The organism is Pseudomonas migulae NBRC 103157 (genome assembly GCF_002091715.1).
GTDB classification, from domain to species: domain Bacteria; phylum Pseudomonadota; class Gammaproteobacteria; order Pseudomonadales; family Pseudomonadaceae; genus Aquipseudomonas; species Aquipseudomonas migulae_A.
In genome coordinates, this window is the sequence record NZ_BDAG01000002.1 from 61,436 (window position 1) to 76,472 (window position 15,037).

Here is a 15,037-nt window from a genome sequence, read left to right on the forward strand (position 1 = left end):
TGTCTGCTGGTTTTTTACCGCGGGCGGCGCGACAATGACGCCCGCGATCAAACCCGCTCACTTGAAAGACTACGCCAACCTTTATGACCACCCCGAAAAAGCGTCTGAGCCGATATAACCCCGCCAGCGAAGACTTCAAGAAGGAAGAGTTCCCCTTCTACTGGCTGGCTCGCCTGCACGGCCGCTACTCCATGGCCATGGAGAAAGCGCTGAAAAAAATCGATATGGACATACCGCGCTGGCGGATTCTGTTCATCCTCAAGGAAAATGGCGAGTCGAGCATTTCGGAAATCTCCATCCATGCCATCGCGAAGCTCTCGACCATCACCAAAATTGTCTATCGCATGAAAGCTGACGGCCTGGTAGAGACCAACACCAGCGCCAGCGACGGGCGCGTGACTCAGGTTTCACTCACCGATGTCGGCCGCCATACCATCGAAGAAATCCAGCACGGCACCAGCGATATCTTCCGCACAAGTTTCAAAGGCCTGACCGAGGCCCAGATCACCAAACTGAACGGAACACTGGAAAAAATATTCAACAACCTGCCGGAAGACTGACCCGCAACGACCAACGCTGCGGGATCGCCTATTCATGACTGAATCGATGATCGGCACGTTCCAGCGCGCCGGGGAAACCACATGGCAGGATCGCCATGGCTATGACTTTGCGAAGATCAGGATTCCCGGCCTGACTAACCCATCTCAAAATCGGCACTGATCCAGAACAGGCATCGGTGCGAGGAATCAGGTCAATGCGATGTCGGCGCCAACACCCGGGCCTCGCCTATAGCCTGTGACTTGCCTCCCGATCTCTCATGCCAGTGATCAGCGCCAATCAGCGCCGCTAAACACTTAGCTTTTTTATATACTATAATTTAGCAAACTGACGAATTAGCGATCAATCGTATGCCCGAATCAGATCTCCAGCAGCTACACGCCAATGCCGATGCTGCCAGCCAATTCCTTAAAGCCCTGGCCAATCCGGATCGCTTGATCCTCCTGTGCCAGCTATCCCAAGGCGAGCGCAATGTCAGCGATCTCGAGTCACTGCTGGGGATACAGCAACCGACGCTCTCTCAACAGCTGGCAGTGCTTCGTCGCGAAGGACTGGTGGAGACCCGCCGTGACGGAAAGCAAGTGTTCTATCGCATCAGCAGTCCCGCAGCATTGGCAGTCATCCAAACCCTGTATCAACATTTTTGCGCCGGAGAAATTTCATGAGTATCGACTGGCTCAACTTCACTCCCTGGTCATCCCTTGCCGGTGGCGCATTGATTGGCCTGGCGGCCAGTCTATTCGTCGTCGCCAACGGGCGTATCGCAGGCATCAGCGGCCTGATCGGCAGTCTTTTACAGCGTGGGAGCGAGGGGGTGAGTGAGAAAGCGCTTTTTCTCCTGGGTCTGCTCATCGCGCCGCTTCTGTGGGGCTTGTTCACCACGCTGCCACAGATCGAGTTCAAAAGTGGCTGGTTCGGACTGATCGTCGCCGGTGTCTTGGTGGGCATCGGCACCCGATACGGATCAGGTTGCACCAGTGGCCATGGGGTATGCGGCATATCGCGCCTTTCGCCACGATCGATGGTCGCCACCGCGTGTTTTATGTTCAGTGGTTTTGCCACGGTGTTTGTCTTGCGTCATCTGCTGGGGGGTTGAACATGACCAAACTGACCGCATTCATTGCTGGCCTGCTGTTCGGCCTGGGCCTGCTTCTGGCAGGCATGGCCAACCCCGGCAAAGTACTCGCTTTCCTGGATTTAGCCGGCGCCTGGGACCCTTCCTTGGCGTTGGTCATGGTCGGGGCAATTGGCATAGCCGTTGGCCCGCTAACCTGGGCGCGACAACAATCCAGTTCGCTGCTGGGAAGGCCAATGCAGCTACCGGTCAAACGCGAGTTGGACCCGCGCTTGATTGGCGGGAGCCTGTTGTTCGGCATCGGCTGGGGAATAGCGGGCATCTGTCCTGGCCCCGCAGTGGCAATTCTGCTGACAGGGCACTGGCAAATAATCGTGTTCATGTTGGCCATGCTGGCCGGGATGTTGTTGTTTACTGTGCTGGAGAGCCGGCGCAGCCATTGATCGGGAGATCGCCATGAAAACGAACTCAGTCCGTCCGGTGTGATCGGTGCTCGACTACGATCGCGCATCAGGCCACACCTCTTGCAGACGGTGAGCGCTTTTTGGTCGGAGGAATCGAAGCGCACGCCATCCACACACCGGGACCTACACCGGCCTGCAAGACCTATCTAATCGGGGACGCTGGTTTTTCAGTTCACGCGCCGCCCGAGTGCATTCTCCTCGGGTGGACATCCACCCTCCTGATTTACCGGCCATTTGTACACGTGATATCCACAACCCACGATGCAGATTTGAACACCTTTTGCCCTGGGTCATAGGCAACCGGACAGCCCATGTGCGTGCATAGCGTGCTGTAGGCGACGATATCGCGCTTGGGGCCGACGTCGATAGACGGAACGCCCAGTGAATTTCAATTACTGCCATTGACGCTTTATGTCCTGCCATTGGTTATCTGATAACCACTTATCTGCCGCCGGAAAGAAGATATTTTCTTCAGATTCCATATGATCGTAATATTTTTGGATGAAATCATCGATGGTGTCAGCAATTACGCTTGTGTCCTTTGTTGTACCCGCCAACATTTTCAGCTGTCCAGCAATACGCCCAAATGCCTGATGATCTCGCTCTATATCTTTGACCCGTTGGTGGATCGGTGCCTCAGTGGCTAGCAACGCTCGCCGGATCAGTTCTTCATTTTCATGGTGGTGCCGCTCTGCATCACCATGCAAGGATTCAAGCATCTCGAACATCCGCTTACTGTCGTCAGCGCCATCGGATTCATGCCTCATTTTCCTCAGCAACTCTTTGATCTGACTGATTTTTTTTGACACGTCATGATGATAGGCGTGAAGTTCGTTTAATAAGACGTTCATAAAAAACCCTCTTCACGACACCAAACAAAACAGAAGATATTATTACCAGCAGCGTCCAAGGATATCGATACCGTTAAACTTCCTTAGTTTTCAATGTTTTACCAATGCGTTCACCAGCATTACTTTACTTTTTCAGTATAGGGCGAGCACTAAGCGTTCATCCCAAAAAAATGAGCCGCTTTTGGAAAAAATTGAAATATCAAGCGAGCATTCACACCATCATTTGATCTACGGGATGTCGGTAAACTTTCGTTGAACATCCTTAGGTAATTAAACAGGTCGCTGCGGCGGTAGCCGCACCGAATACAGCAATGACACGGGCTAATGCCGTCTCGATACCGGCGCGCATGTCCATCGGCTCGTTGGCGAGCCCAATGGCGTCGATGCGAATCATCGCAACAGGCCTCGCAGAAAGGTGGCGCGGGCGGCAGCGCTTTCGGTCGAGCCGTTCACTTTGACGGTGCCACGCGGGTGCGGGATTTCAACGCAGATGCTCGACGAAGGCGCCTGGGAATGCTCCAAACTTTTTTACACAGCCTCGGCCATTTGCAGCCCCTCAAAACAGGCAAAAATTGGCCAGAAGTGGGCATTCCGCGTTAAAGGAATTTTATGAACGAATCGAAATGTCGATCGAGAGAAGCACCCAAGTCTGATTTTTCATATCGTTAGCTAGGTCTGGCAGTTATTTTCTGACACTCACCTATTAGTCTCAATTCAATCTGACCCGCTGTAAAATACGTCGAAACAGCGTCTCCCAATTCAGCCGGTGGATCTTAAGAATCCTCTCGCACCACAATCGACGTCAGCCGCCCTATCAGCGGTGTCGCAAGTAACACGAATGGTACGATCGTTATCCAGGCAATCAACCAGGCTTTGAATCCATACGAAAATAACTGGCTGGCCGAAAGGTTTGATGGACTGGCTATGGCGGTAGCAATAGCGCATGTAATTGCGGATTGAATGACCGCAGAAGTTCGCTGGCGAAATCGCCGATGGAGCTTGGGCATTTCCGATACTCCCAGACGGCTGCGTCGCAAGTAGCGAGCAGCCGGCTCGTATGGACCTTACTTGGCTTGAAGCAACTCGACAGTTTCCGCCGTCGTCAACAGAGCGTTGGCTATGTAGCGGAAGTTGATCAGAGCGGCCAGATAACCGTCCCCTTCCGGGGTGGTCGGGCCAGCGGTAGCATCACGGACCACAGCCACTTCGAAACCCTGCTCTAGCAATTCCCGCAGGTGGGACTCGATGCAAAGGTTGGCCGCCATGCCTGCCAAAATGATCTGCGACACACCGTGCTTGCGCAGTTGCAGTGCCAGGTCGTTGGTTTCCGGTCCGTAGACCTTGTGCGGTGAGGCAATGATGGTTTTGCCGTCGAGGATGTACGGCTTGAACTCCGGCATGAAATCGGCACCGGAGTTTTCAAAACCGTCGAGGGTCAGCGGCCCCTTGCGATCGAACATGCAGATGCTGTGCATGACCTTTTCCAGCGGCCCGCCAAATTGCCATTTGTGGTCGCACGGGTAGTAGTAATGCGGCGAAACAGCCACGGTAATGCCCGCATCTTTAGCCGCGGCGAACAACTGGCCGAGGTGATTGACCACGTCGTGCTCGACGATGCTCTTGCCGAATACCCCCCAGCTCACACCTTCGGGACTCAGGAAATCGATTTGTGGGTCGATGACCACCAGAGCAGTCCGGGAAAGGTCAATTTTCATACCTGGATTTGGCAGCGCAGGGTTGGCTGGATCTGCGTAATGTGCGAGGCGTGGTGTGTCGTTGCTCATGACAATTGACTCCGATCGTAGGTAAGAAAAGTCGCTCTATGCCATGGCGCCCCATCGGGCCGTTGTTTACCATCGGCGAGAACTTCATCCTATCTCCACGTTCTGATCCGGTTTTGTCAGCACGTACACAGTCTTTATCTGGTCGTCGCTATCATGGATATCCTGTCCGAATTCTTCGAACGCACGAACCTTCAGGGCAGGCTTTTCTTCTCTGGTCGGGTCGATGGCACCCTTGTCCTCGATAAGCCGCCGGGTATGGCGTTTATCCATGTCATCAGTCAGGGCGGTATCGACATGGTTCAGCCTGGGTTGCCAAAGATTTCCATTGCCGAGCCCAGCGTGCTGTTCTGTCCGAGCAGTTGTCGCTATCAACTGCGCTCCAATACGGTTGAGGGATCTGAGTTAATTTGCGCCTCGTTTCAATTTGGACGAAACACACTGCAACCCTTCCCTCTCGGGCTCAAAGAAACACTCATTTTTCCAATCAGGGAGCTAGTGAATCTAAGCCCGGTGATTGGCGCGCTACTCGCAGAATTCCAGGACTGCAGTGCAGGAAGAGCCAAAGCGCTGAACCTGCTGCTGGAATACATATTTGTCCTGATCGTGAGGCGTGCCGTTGCAGACGGGCTGATATCCAGTGGATTGCTCTTTGCCCTTCAGGACGGGCGCCTCGGCGCGGTGTTCAACCAAATCCATTTACGACCGGATGCGCTTTGGAGCGTCGAGAAACTGGCCGGCCTGGCGAACATGTCCAGGTCGAAGTTTTCTGCCTGTTTCACCCAGATTATGGGGATATCGCCAATGGGGTACGTCACCGCATGGAGGATGAAGGTGGCGCAGGACATGCTTCGTGAGGGAGTTCAGATCAAGGTGATTGCTGAGTCAGTCGGCTACAGTTCCCAGGCGTCTTTTTCAAAGAGCTTTCTGAACGTGATTGGTTACCCTCCTGCTGAGTGGCTGAAACGCGACGCCAATGCAGTACAGCCATCAGTGACGGCACACGTGCAAGCGGCACAAAACCACGCAGAATCTACGGCCTACGATATTTAGTCGACCGATATCGAATGAGTGTGGGCTTTTGCGCTGGTTTTGGGAAAATCTCATCCGTTGACCGCTGCCAGCCAATGCCTGCTGTGAGGTCGTTTGTCGCCCCGAGTGAGAGGCAGCAATCGGCTGAAGCGGTCATTCACAAGACGCATGACGAGGCAATGCGATTGAAATCAAAGCTGCCAGCAGAACGAATGCACTCGATATCCACAAGCACGCGCCCAGCCCAAACACCTGATAAACCCAACCGGAAAGCACCGTGCCGATCAGCCGCCCCATGGCATTCGACATGTAATAGAACCCTACGTCCAGCGACACGCCGTCTTCCTTGGCATAGGACACGATCAAGTAACTGTGCAGCGACGAATTCACTGCGAACAACGCGCCAAAGACCATTAATCCTCCGAGCAATACCACCTGTTGTGACAGCCCGGTGTTCAGTCCAAGAGCAATGGCCGCAGGCAGCCCTGCCAGTGCAAGTGCCCACAGAAATGCCGCACGACCATCCGGTACGTGCCCACGTTTCTTTCCGGTGATGTTAGGCGCGAAGGACTGCACGATGCCGTAGCCAATCACCCAGGCTGCAAGGAAGCCGCCAACCTCCCAGAAGTCCCAGCCGAACACGCTGCTCAGGTACACCGGCAAGGCCACCACAAACCAGACATCTCGGGCGCCGAACAGGAACATTCGGGCCGCTGAGAGGATATTGATCGCCCGACTCTTGGAGAGGATGTCGCGAAATTTTGGCTTGGCTTTGGCCTTGCCCAGGTCCCTCTTCAACAGGATCAAGCTGCTGATCCAGATCAGCGCCAGGACTCCCGCCATGGCCAGCAAGGCGCCTTTGAATCCGATCAGTGCCAACAAGGCCCCGCCAAGAAAGAAGCCGACACCCTTGAGTGCATTCTTCGAGCCGGTGAGGATAGCCACCCACTGGTAGAGCTTGCCTTGCTGCCCACCTGGCACCAGAAGCTTGATGGAGCTTTTGGCACTCATCTTGTTCAGGTCTTTGGCAATCCCCGACAGCGCCTGGGCGCCCATCACCCACGGGATGGTTAGCCAGGCTACCGGAACCGTCAGCATCAGCAGTGCCGCGACCTGGAGGCCCAACCCGATGTTCATGGTTCGGTTCAGACCCAGCCGAGCGCCGAGGTAGCCCCCCACCAGGTTAGTGATCACGCCAAAGAGTTCGTAGAACAGAAATAATGCCGCGATTTGCAGTGGGCTGTAGCCCAACGCGTGAAAGTGCAACACCACCAACATGCGCAAGGCGCCGTCGGTGAGGGTGAAGGCCCAGTAATTGCCCGTGACGAGCAGGTACTGCCGCACTTCCGGCGCAAGGGCTGACAACGCTTTCATGACCGCTCCCTAGTCTGCCAGACCGACCATTTTGGCCAGTTCGACGGTGCGGTTGGCATAGCCCCACTCATTGTCGTACCAAGCATAGAGTTTGACCTGGGTGCCATTAATGACCATGGTCGACAGCGCGTCGATAATCGATGAGCGCGGGTCGGTACGGTAGTCGATGGACACCAGTGGACGTTCCTCGAAACCCAGGATGTCTTTCAGCTCGTTCTCTGAGGCTTCCTTGAGGAACTGATTCACTTCTTCAACAGTGGTGGCCCGCTCGACCTCGAAGACACAATCGGTCAGCGAAGCGTTGGCCAGCGGCACGCGTACCGCGTGACCATTCAGGCGTCCACGCAGTTCCGGGAAGATTTCAGCAATAGCAGTGGCTGAGCCTGTGCTGGTCGGAATCAAACTCATCCCGCAAGCACGCGCACGGCGCAGATCCTTGTGCGGCTGATCGAGGATGCTTTGGGTGTTGGTCAGGTCGTGGATGGTGGTGATCGAACCGTGACGAATGCCCAGCTTTTCGTGGATGACTTTCACCACTGGCGCCAGACAGTTGGTGGTGCAAGAAGCCGCGGTGACGATGCGATGTTCAGCCGGTTTGAACAACTGATGGTTGACGCCCATGACGACGTTCAACGCGCCTTTTTCCTTCACGGGGGCGCAGACCACTACACGCTTAACGCCCTGATCCAGGTAAGCCTGCAACACCGCCACGGTTTTCATCTTGCCGCTGGCCTCGATCACCAGATCGCAACCCGACCAGTCGGTGTCGGCAATCGCTTTGTTCGCGGTCACCTTGATGCGCTTGCCGCCAATCACCACTTGATTGCCTTCTGCGCTGGCTTCGTTGTGCCAACGACCATGCACAGAGTCGAAGTTGATCAGGTGCGCATGGGTTACTGCATCACCTGCTGGATCATTGATCTGCACGAATTCAAACTCTGGCCAGTTCCAGGATGCTCGCAGAGCGAGGCGACCGATCCGACCGAAACCATTGATGCCAACTTTGATAGTCATGTTGTTGTGCTCTGTGTCTGTTGTCAGTGGGAGTTCGACGGGGTGTCGAACTGGCCGATGTATTCGATATGTGCGGGATGTTGAATGGCGCGTGGTCGCAACGACTGAACATCGCGGAGGGCATCGCTGAATGGCACACCGCTCTCGATCAACAGTTGAGCGGCGACCAAACCAGTACGCCCTGAGCCGCCCTTGCAATGGATGGCAATGGCTTTCCCTTCGATCGGCAGCTGATGTTGTTGCACGGTGAAAAATCCTCAGATGGAGCGCTGATTGACACGTTTCATGAGTTCTTCCGCCGACTCCTTGCGTTCGGAATAACGATCCACCAGATAGTCCTGACGGTCGCGAAGCAGCAGCGTGAATTTCACCAACTCTTCCATCACATCAACGACGCGGTCGTAGAAAGGAGAAGGTTTCATCCGGCCGTTATCATCGAATTCCATATAGGCCTTCGGCACGGAGGATTGATTGGGGATGGTGAACATGCGCATCCAACGTCCCAGCACTCGCAGCTGATTGACCACGTTGAATGACTGGGAACCGCCGCACACCTGCATGACCGCGAGGGTTTTGCCCTGGGTCGGGCGTACCGCGCCCATCGCCAATGGCACCCAATCGATCTGCGCCTTGAACACTGCACTCATATTTCCGTGACGCTCTGGAGAGCACCAGACCTGTCCCTCGGACCACAATACCAAGTCGCGCAGCGCCTTCACGCGTGGATGATCGTCGGGTGCATCATCTGGCAGCGGCAAACCGGACGGATTAAAAATCCGCGTCTCGGCACCGAAGTGTTCCAGCAGTCGAGCGGCTTCCTCTACCAGCAGACGGCTGAAGGAGCGCTCCCGGGTCGATCCGTACAACAGCAAAATGCGCGGCTTATGGGTCGAGGTCTTTTCGATACCGAGCTTGTCAGTCGATGGGAGATCAACCAGTTCGGTTTCGAGTTGGGGAAGATGATCATCAAACATAGTCTTTGTCCTGCGCAACGGCGCTCTTGGATTCATCAAACCAGCGGCGTTTCAACCAAAGGGTCACACCAACCAGAGAAATCAGTACCGGTACTTCCACCAGCGGACCAATCACCGTGGCAAAGGCGACCGGGGATGCCAGGCCGAAGGTGGCAATAGCCACGGCGGATACATCATCACGATCAAGCCGATAGCAATCGGGATGTTGGCTGTACCCACAGAAAGACTGTTGAGCCACCGCGGCCAGCCTTCGAACAGGCTCCCTAATCCAATGCCCAAGGTCATGGCGAGAAAAATCCACAGGGTCAGCGGCTTTGACTCATGATCATTGCTCCTGTGATTACAACGTACCAATCAGGGCCAGCTCTGCCTTGAGCTGTTCGGCGCCCAGTTGGGAAAGCGGTAAGGCAAGGAAGGCTTCAATACGGGTTTTGATCTGCTCCAAAGTGGCTTCGAAAGCCGCCTCGATCGCGGCTTGAGTCCCGCGGTATTCCGAAGGATCAGCCAGCCCCCAGTGGGCTTTGGTGGCAGGTCCAAAAAATACCGGGCAAGCTTCACCGGCCGCCTTGTCGCACACCGTGATGACGAAATCGGGAGCCAGATTCACATGGACATCACTGGACTTACTGAACAGCCCGGCCGTAGAAATACCAGCTTTCTCCAACGTCTTGAGACTCAGTGGATGCACCTCGCCTTTAGGCTGACTGCCAGCGCTGCAGGCTTTCATGCCTTGCGGTGCCAAGTGATTGAAGGCTGCCTCACAAAGGATGCTGCGACAGCTGTTGGCAGTGCAGAGGAACAAGATTTTCATCGAACGATCTCGTAGTCGAAGGCGGAATCAGACGATCCAGCGTTAACAGCACACGGCTGCACGTTCAGGACGGTCACCCATTTCATCAAGCCGTTTGGCATCGGGACTCAACCAGTGCTTGTTGCTTTGAAGCACGGTGGTCAGCACTTGATGAACCCAGTCAGGAAGATTCGGGTGCAGCCGGTAATAAACCCATTGGCCTTGCCGACGGTCTGACAACAGGCCACAAGTTCGCAGTTGTGCGAGGTGCCTGGAGATTTTGGGCTGACTCTCGTTCAATGCGCAGGTCAGCTCGCAAACACACAGCTCTCCTTCGCGGGTGATGAGCAACATCGTGCGCACCCGAGTGTCGTCAGCCAGGCATTTGAAAACAGTGGTCGGTGTCAGATGGTCAGCCATATCGGTTCTCAATGTTTGTTTTTGACCAAGACGAACATTTTGATGCGCTCATGAATCTCGTGGAGGGTGTGGCGGAAGGCATCGGGTTTGGTGCTGGTCACCGGGTCCTCAAAACTCCAGGCCAATGCTTCACCTGATCCAGGTAAAGACAGGCATTCGGCTGCGGATTTATCACACAAGGCAATGACGTAATCGAAACGCTCACCACGGAATTCGTCTATCGACTTGCTGCGTAACCCTTCGCCGCTCACACCGATGTGTGAGAGCGCCTCAAAGGTACGCGGATCTACCTGAGTCGGAGTTGTGCCGGCACTGAATGCCTCAAAATGCTCTGAGTCGGTATGTCTCAACAACGCTTGGGCCAACTGGGAGCGAGCAGCGTTGGCGGTGCAGACGAACAGGACACGGGCTTTGCTGGTCATTGTGAAGCCTTGGCTGATATATGGCTTAGCGAATATATGTTTTTCCGTATACGAGGTAAAGAGTCAACGACGGATTAATCCGTCAAAACGATTGGATTCCGCCGACCACCTTCAATGAAAGCTCTGTATTTAGGCGCCAGCCACGTCAATCGCTTGCCGGGTCTTTTCGGATAACCCCGGCGGTGCATATATGGTTTTTGTAATGAATCTGTCACTTACGCAGAAATAGGTCGCTCCTGGGTTCAAGGACGACCTGGACATGCAGAAGAAACAGGAAGCCCCCTCCGAACCCGTCCCTGTCGTCTAGAACGAGTTCGGTGGTTGGGCACTAGGGTTTGCAACAACCCGGCGAGCTACGAGGTACGACCTCAGGGATTGCTCCTCCCGCGCCGCAACAGGACGCCTGACTGGCAGAAGCCTTCGAGCGATCATCGGCTTCATCGAAATCCGAGTTGCATACGCCGGTCTCCGGGAGGACCAGATCCACCCTTTTGGCGGCATCCCAATCGCCCGCCAATGCCGCAACCACAGACCGAACCTGCTCATACCCCGTCATCAACAAGAACGTAGGCGCCCGGCCATAGCTCTTCATCCCCACAACGAACAAGCCTTGCTCGGGATGGGCCAACTCTATCGCGCCGTGGGGTCTGACCGTACCGCAACTGTGCTCGTTGGGGTCAATCATTGGAGCCAGCTGCACTGCGCTTTGGGTCGCTGGATCAAGTGCGATACGCAGCTCGGCGAGAAGGCTCATGTCAGGGCGAAATCCAGTCGCCACAATGATTTCGTCCACCGGTGGAAGTAACTGCTCTCCCGCCTTCACGGCCAGTCCTTCGCCATCGCCAACAACCTGATCGATAGCGACGTTTTTGAACAACTCGATCACGCCGTCATTCAGCAACTGGCGAATCTTCAGACCGAGCTTTCCGCGCTCTTCCAACTGATCATTTGCACCACCACCCAGAATGCGCTCAAGGGAATTACCTCGGATCACCCAGAACACTTTGGTTTGCGGCGCCTCTCGGGTCAGGCGCACCAGGTCCTGGAGAGTATTGAACGCGGAGTGACCACCACCTACCACCAACACTCTTTTGTTGGCATAACGATTCCGGGCACGACCCAGCACCTGCGGAATGCCGTACGCAATGTGCGCTGCATGTTCGATCTCGCCCAAGGCCGGGATGCCATGGGCACCCATCCAGTTTGGTGTCCGGTAGGTGCCCGAGGCATCAATGACAGCGCTGGCCAACACATCCCGTTCACCCGATGGCCCTGCGACACGCAGCAAAAAAGGAGCTGTCGATCTGCCTTGGGTCTTCATCACATCCTGTCCGACGCGGGTGACTGCCAGAACACGGGAATCAAGCTGCAAGTGACGCTTGATCTGTTCGAGGTCCGCGAGAGGTCGAACAAACCGGTCCAGCAGTTCACGACCCGTTGGGTACTCGTTCTCCGGTGGTGGAGTCCAACCATCGGCCAGCAGAAGTTTGGCCGCCTCCTTGTCCACATTGAACTGCCACGGAGAGAACATCTTCACATGCGCCCATTCTTCAATGCTCGCCCCAGCTTCCGGACCCGCTTCCAGAATCAGCGGAGTGAGCCCTCGGGCCAGCAGGTGGGCAGCGCTGGCGAGGCCCACCGGACCCGCTCCAATGATGGCAACTGGTAGGCGAGTGCTTTCCATGATCGACTCCTTTTTCAGGCTGGCTGATTGTTCGGAAACAGATGCTCGACAATCGCGCAGTCGAGCCAGCGTCCTTCCAGGCAGGCGTGTTTTTCATACACACCCACTTGGCGGAAACCGCAGGCTTTGCACAATGCAATGCTGGCGTGATTGAAGGTAAAAATGCGTGAAAGGACTTTCCAGAATCCGCGAGCTTCGGCTTCCTCCAGCAGCGATTGAAGCAACAGCTTGCCGAGCCCCTGGCCGCGAACACTGCGGTCCAGGTAAATGGAAAAATCCGCAATACCGTCGTAACAGGCACGAGCGCGATAACTACTGAGTCCTGCCCATCCAACAACCTGATCCGCCTCATCGACCAAGACCAACACTGGATAACGCTCCATTGAGCGGATGCGATCAAGCATATCTGCCGAAGTTCGAGGGTGCGTTTCAAACGTAGAGCTACGTTCCTCGATCCCTTGGTTGTAGATGGCCGCTATTGAAACGGCATCCCTGGGCCCAGCTAAACGAACTCGCATTATTGGAGCTCCACTACGTTGGTAGTAACAACATTATTGGCAAAAAAAGGGAACTTCTTCCCTTTTCAATCCTTGTTCTTCACGGCTGGGCAGCACTCGCTCACAAGCCCGCAGCGAATCTCTGTGGCCCGCGTAATCTGCCTGAGCAAACTCAACGCTCCCTGCCTGGCCTCGGCCGAGAGGTTCTCGATCATCGCTCGCTCCTCGGCAATCAGATCAGCCCTGATTTTCGCGTATAGCTCACGTCCAGCATCCGTTGCCTGAATTCGCACCGCTCGCCGATCCTCATCATCCTCAACGCGGGACACATACCCTTTGCGTTCCAGGGTATCGATCACGCGACTCGCCGTGCTCTTGTCCAAGAACATTTCTTCCGCCAAGAGCTGAAGGCGTAATGCTCCCCTTTTGACCAGTGTTTCGACCGCATAGCACTGGGTTACCGATACGTCGTAACAGCAGATCCGATCTCGATCACGGAACTGATGGACGCGAACGAGCTGGTTCAACGCCTCGTACAAGTCTTCAGAATCCTGAGTTAACTGCTCGTTTTTACCCTTTGCCATAACCGTCACAATTTAGTTGTTAGCTGCAACAATAATCCCGACATCCAAGAATCGTCAACACCGACCTCCGGTTGACGTCAGTCAAACGAAAGCTCCAGATTGTTGTAGGTGACAACAGTACTTGCGTCTCCGATAGCCAAAGAGACAGGATGGCCCATCACCCGTGTGGTGGGCGGCCTGTCCTGGGGACTGCTGGTAGCGGGAGCGTCCTCGCCGGCAGTCATTCGAAGCATTTAATCAATGTCGATCAGCCTCCTCAACCTATGAGCTAGATCAGTTGGATTCAAAGTTGGGTCGCTATACTGGCTACCGCCCAGCATCGACTTTAGGTTTCCACCATGACTCCTTCACCCAGCGACCAACGAGATGTAGTCATTATCGGTGGAGGTCAGTCAGCCTTGGCGGTAGCGTATTTCCTGCGCCGAACTCGACTTTCGTTCGTCATCCTCGACGCAGAGGAAGAGCCCGGTGGTGCCTGGCGGCATGGCTGGAACTCGCTGCGCTTATTCTCTCCGGCCACCTGGAGTTCAATACCCGGCTGGATGATGCCGCCCGCGCAAGAAGGCTATCCCACACGAAATCATGTAATCGACTATCTCAACCAATATGAGCAGCGCTACCAATTTCCGGTGGAGCGCCCGGTTCGGGTCGTTTCCGTGGAACGCTTAGAGTCTGGCTTACGAGTACGTTCTGACGGCAAGTATTGGGATGCCAAGGTTGTAATCAGCGCTACCGGCACTTGGAGCAATCCGTATATCCCTCACTACCCTGATGTCGAGTTATTCGCCGGTCGGCAATTGCATTCCGCGAACTATGTCGATGCACAAGCGTTTGCTGGCAAGAAGGTTTTGGTGGTGGGTGGTGGCAATTCAGGAGCGCAGATTCTGGCAGAAGTATCCAAGGTCGCCGAGACCACTTGGGTAACCGCCACTGAACCGGTCTTTTTGCCTGACGATGTGGATGGACGGGTGCTGTTCGAGCGCGCCACTCAGCGCTTGAAGGCCCAGCAAGAGGGGCGTGTCATTGACCAGCCGGTCGGCGGGTTGGGAGACATCGTCATGGTGCCACCCGTTGTAGAAGCCCGTGAGCGTGATGCTCTCAAGTCTGTACGCCCATTTGAACGTTTCACTCGCGATGGCGTGATGTGGGCCGATGGATCTGAATCTGCAGTGGACGCGGTCATTTGGTGTACCGGGTTCAGGCCCGCACTTCAGCATCTGGATACGTTGGGGGTGATCGACACTGAAGGTCGCGTTAAGGTCGACGGCACTCACTCGATCCAGGAACCAAGACTATGGCTGGTGGGCTATGGCGAGTGGACAGGTTCGGCTTCCGCCACGCTGATCGGTGTAACACGCACAGCACGCAGCACAGTCAATGAGATCGCCGCCTATCTTGGCGATCCGTCCGTGCACTAGTGCGCCTACCCCCCAGGAGTAGAGGACACGAATGAAATGAGCCTGTGGAAGCGCCGAACTCAACTTTCGCTCGTTATTCTCGACGCTGAGAAAAAGCCA

19 protein-coding genes and 4 pseudogenes are annotated in these 15,037 nt (G+C 55.2%); 8 read left to right on the plus strand and 15 right to left on the minus strand.

Features of this window, described 5'->3' with window-relative positions; translation table 11 throughout:
- Positions 1-83: 83 nt before the first annotated feature.
- The 6 genes and pseudogenes from PMI01S_RS02475 to PMI01S_RS31930 form a co-directional block, all read left to right on the plus strand.
- On the plus strand, positions 84-560 hold the full coding sequence (locus PMI01S_RS02475) for a MarR family winged helix-turn-helix transcriptional regulator (protein WP_084317873.1): 477 nt from the start codon (positions 84-86) through the stop codon (positions 558-560).
- A 31-nt stretch (positions 561-591) separates the two neighbouring features.
- Positions 592-693: pseudogene (locus PMI01S_RS30845) on the plus strand (OprD family outer membrane porin); the annotation flags it as partial.
- Positions 694-908: 215 nt separating this feature from the next.
- Positions 909-1,223 (plus strand): ArsR/SmtB family transcription factor, encoded by a 315-nt coding sequence (locus tag PMI01S_RS02480; protein ID WP_084317874.1) that lies wholly within the window; start codon positions 909-911, stop codon positions 1,221-1,223.
- Complete coding sequence (locus PMI01S_RS02485) at positions 1,220-1,654, plus strand: YeeE/YedE family protein (protein WP_084317875.1); 435 nt, start codon at positions 1,220-1,222, stop codon at positions 1,652-1,654. Before PMI01S_RS02480 ends, PMI01S_RS02485 begins: the two co-directional genes overlap by 4 nt.
- Positions 1,655-1,656: 2 nt before the next feature.
- Positions 1,657-2,076 carry a DUF6691 family protein gene (locus PMI01S_RS02490; RefSeq protein ID WP_084317876.1) on the plus strand — a complete coding sequence of 140 codons (420 nt, stop codon included), beginning with the start codon at positions 1,657-1,659 and terminating at the stop codon, positions 2,074-2,076.
- An 86-nt stretch (positions 2,077-2,162) separates the two neighbouring features.
- Positions 2,163-2,264: pseudogene (locus PMI01S_RS31930) on the plus strand (MBL fold metallo-hydrolase); the annotation flags it as partial.
- Here the strand turns inward: PMI01S_RS31930 and PMI01S_RS32300 are convergent.
- From PMI01S_RS32300 to PMI01S_RS02520, 4 genes are all read right to left on the minus strand, one after another.
- Positions 2,265-2,357 (minus strand): hypothetical protein, encoded by a 93-nt coding sequence (locus PMI01S_RS32300; protein ID WP_159439526.1) that lies wholly within the window; start codon positions 2,355-2,357, stop codon positions 2,265-2,267.
- Between the two features lie 132 nt (positions 2,358-2,489).
- A complete protein-coding gene (locus tag PMI01S_RS02505) occupies positions 2,490-2,948 on the minus strand; it encodes a hemerythrin domain-containing protein (RefSeq protein ID WP_084317878.1) in 459 nt (152 codons plus the stop codon).
- A 262-nt stretch (positions 2,949-3,210) separates the two neighbouring features.
- Positions 3,211-3,342: a transposase gene (locus PMI01S_RS31935; protein ID WP_139273007.1), complete on the minus strand. Its 132-nt coding sequence runs from the start codon at positions 3,340-3,342 to the stop codon at positions 3,211-3,213.
- A 670-nt stretch (positions 3,343-4,012) separates the two neighbouring features.
- Complete coding sequence (locus PMI01S_RS02520; RefSeq protein ID WP_084317880.1) at positions 4,013-4,732, minus strand: cysteine hydrolase family protein; 720 nt, start codon at positions 4,730-4,732, stop codon at positions 4,013-4,015.
- Positions 4,733-4,885: 153 nt separating this feature from the next.
- Here PMI01S_RS02520 and PMI01S_RS02525 point away from each other — a divergent pair, with 153 nt between their 5' ends.
- Complete coding sequence (locus PMI01S_RS02525; RefSeq protein WP_084317881.1) at positions 4,886-5,782, plus strand: helix-turn-helix transcriptional regulator; 897 nt, start codon at positions 4,886-4,888, stop codon at positions 5,780-5,782.
- A 132-nt stretch (positions 5,783-5,914) separates the two neighbouring features.
- Here the strand turns inward: PMI01S_RS02525 and arsJ are convergent, their stop codons facing one another.
- From arsJ to PMI01S_RS02580, 11 genes and pseudogenes are all read right to left on the minus strand, one after another.
- Positions 5,915-7,135, minus strand: coding sequence for an organoarsenical effux MFS transporter ArsJ (arsJ, locus tag PMI01S_RS02530; protein ID WP_084317882.1), 1,221 nt, complete (start codon positions 7,133-7,135; stop codon positions 5,915-5,917).
- A gap of 9 nt (positions 7,136-7,144) precedes the next feature.
- Positions 7,145-8,149: an ArsJ-associated glyceraldehyde-3-phosphate dehydrogenase gene (locus PMI01S_RS02535; protein WP_084317883.1), complete on the minus strand. Its 1,005-nt coding sequence runs from the start codon at positions 8,147-8,149 to the stop codon at positions 7,145-7,147.
- Between the two features lie 23 nt (positions 8,150-8,172).
- Positions 8,173-8,382, minus strand: a pseudogene (locus PMI01S_RS02540) (protein-tyrosine phosphatase family protein); the annotation flags it as partial.
- A gap of 24 nt (positions 8,383-8,406) precedes the next feature.
- Positions 8,407-9,123 (minus strand): arsenical resistance protein ArsH, encoded by a 717-nt coding sequence (gene arsH / locus PMI01S_RS02545; RefSeq protein ID WP_084317885.1) that lies wholly within the window; start codon positions 9,121-9,123, stop codon positions 8,407-8,409.
- Positions 9,116-9,289 (minus strand): annotated as a pseudogene (locus tag PMI01S_RS02550) (arsenical-resistance protein); the annotation flags it as partial. The pseudogene PMI01S_RS02550 and the gene arsH, both read right to left, overlap by 8 nt.
- 174 nt (positions 9,290-9,463) lie before the next feature.
- Complete coding sequence (locus PMI01S_RS02555) at positions 9,464-9,934, minus strand: arsenate reductase ArsC (protein WP_084317886.1); 471 nt, start codon at positions 9,932-9,934, stop codon at positions 9,464-9,466.
- 42 nt (positions 9,935-9,976) lie between these two features.
- A complete protein-coding gene (locus tag PMI01S_RS02560) occupies positions 9,977-10,333 on the minus strand; it encodes a metalloregulator ArsR/SmtB family transcription factor (protein ID WP_084317887.1) in 357 nt (118 codons plus the stop codon).
- A gap of 8 nt (positions 10,334-10,341) precedes the next feature.
- Positions 10,342-10,755 carry an arsenate reductase ArsC gene (locus PMI01S_RS02565; protein WP_084317888.1) on the minus strand — a complete coding sequence of 138 codons (414 nt, stop codon included), beginning with the start codon at positions 10,753-10,755 and terminating at the stop codon, positions 10,342-10,344.
- A 328-nt stretch (positions 10,756-11,083) separates the two neighbouring features.
- On the minus strand, positions 11,084-12,439 hold the full coding sequence (locus tag PMI01S_RS02570) for an FAD-dependent oxidoreductase (protein ID WP_084317889.1): 1,356 nt from the start codon (positions 12,437-12,439) through the stop codon (positions 11,084-11,086).
- Positions 12,440-12,453: 14 nt separating this feature from the next.
- Positions 12,454-12,957 carry an arsinothricin resistance N-acetyltransferase ArsN1 family A gene (locus PMI01S_RS02575; protein ID WP_084317890.1) on the minus strand — a complete coding sequence of 168 codons (504 nt, stop codon included), beginning with the start codon at positions 12,955-12,957 and terminating at the stop codon, positions 12,454-12,456.
- 65 nt (positions 12,958-13,022) lie between these two features.
- Positions 13,023-13,520: a MarR family winged helix-turn-helix transcriptional regulator gene (locus PMI01S_RS02580; RefSeq protein WP_084317891.1), complete on the minus strand. Its 498-nt coding sequence runs from the start codon at positions 13,518-13,520 to the stop codon at positions 13,023-13,025.
- Positions 13,521-13,858: 338 nt separating this feature from the next.
- Between PMI01S_RS02580 and PMI01S_RS02585 the strand changes: the two genes are divergently transcribed.
- Positions 13,859-14,938, plus strand: a complete 1,080-nt coding sequence (locus PMI01S_RS02585) for an ArsO family NAD(P)H-dependent flavin-containing monooxygenase (RefSeq protein WP_084317892.1) — start codon at positions 13,859-13,861, stop codon at positions 14,936-14,938.
- Positions 14,939-15,037 lie beyond the last annotated feature (99 nt).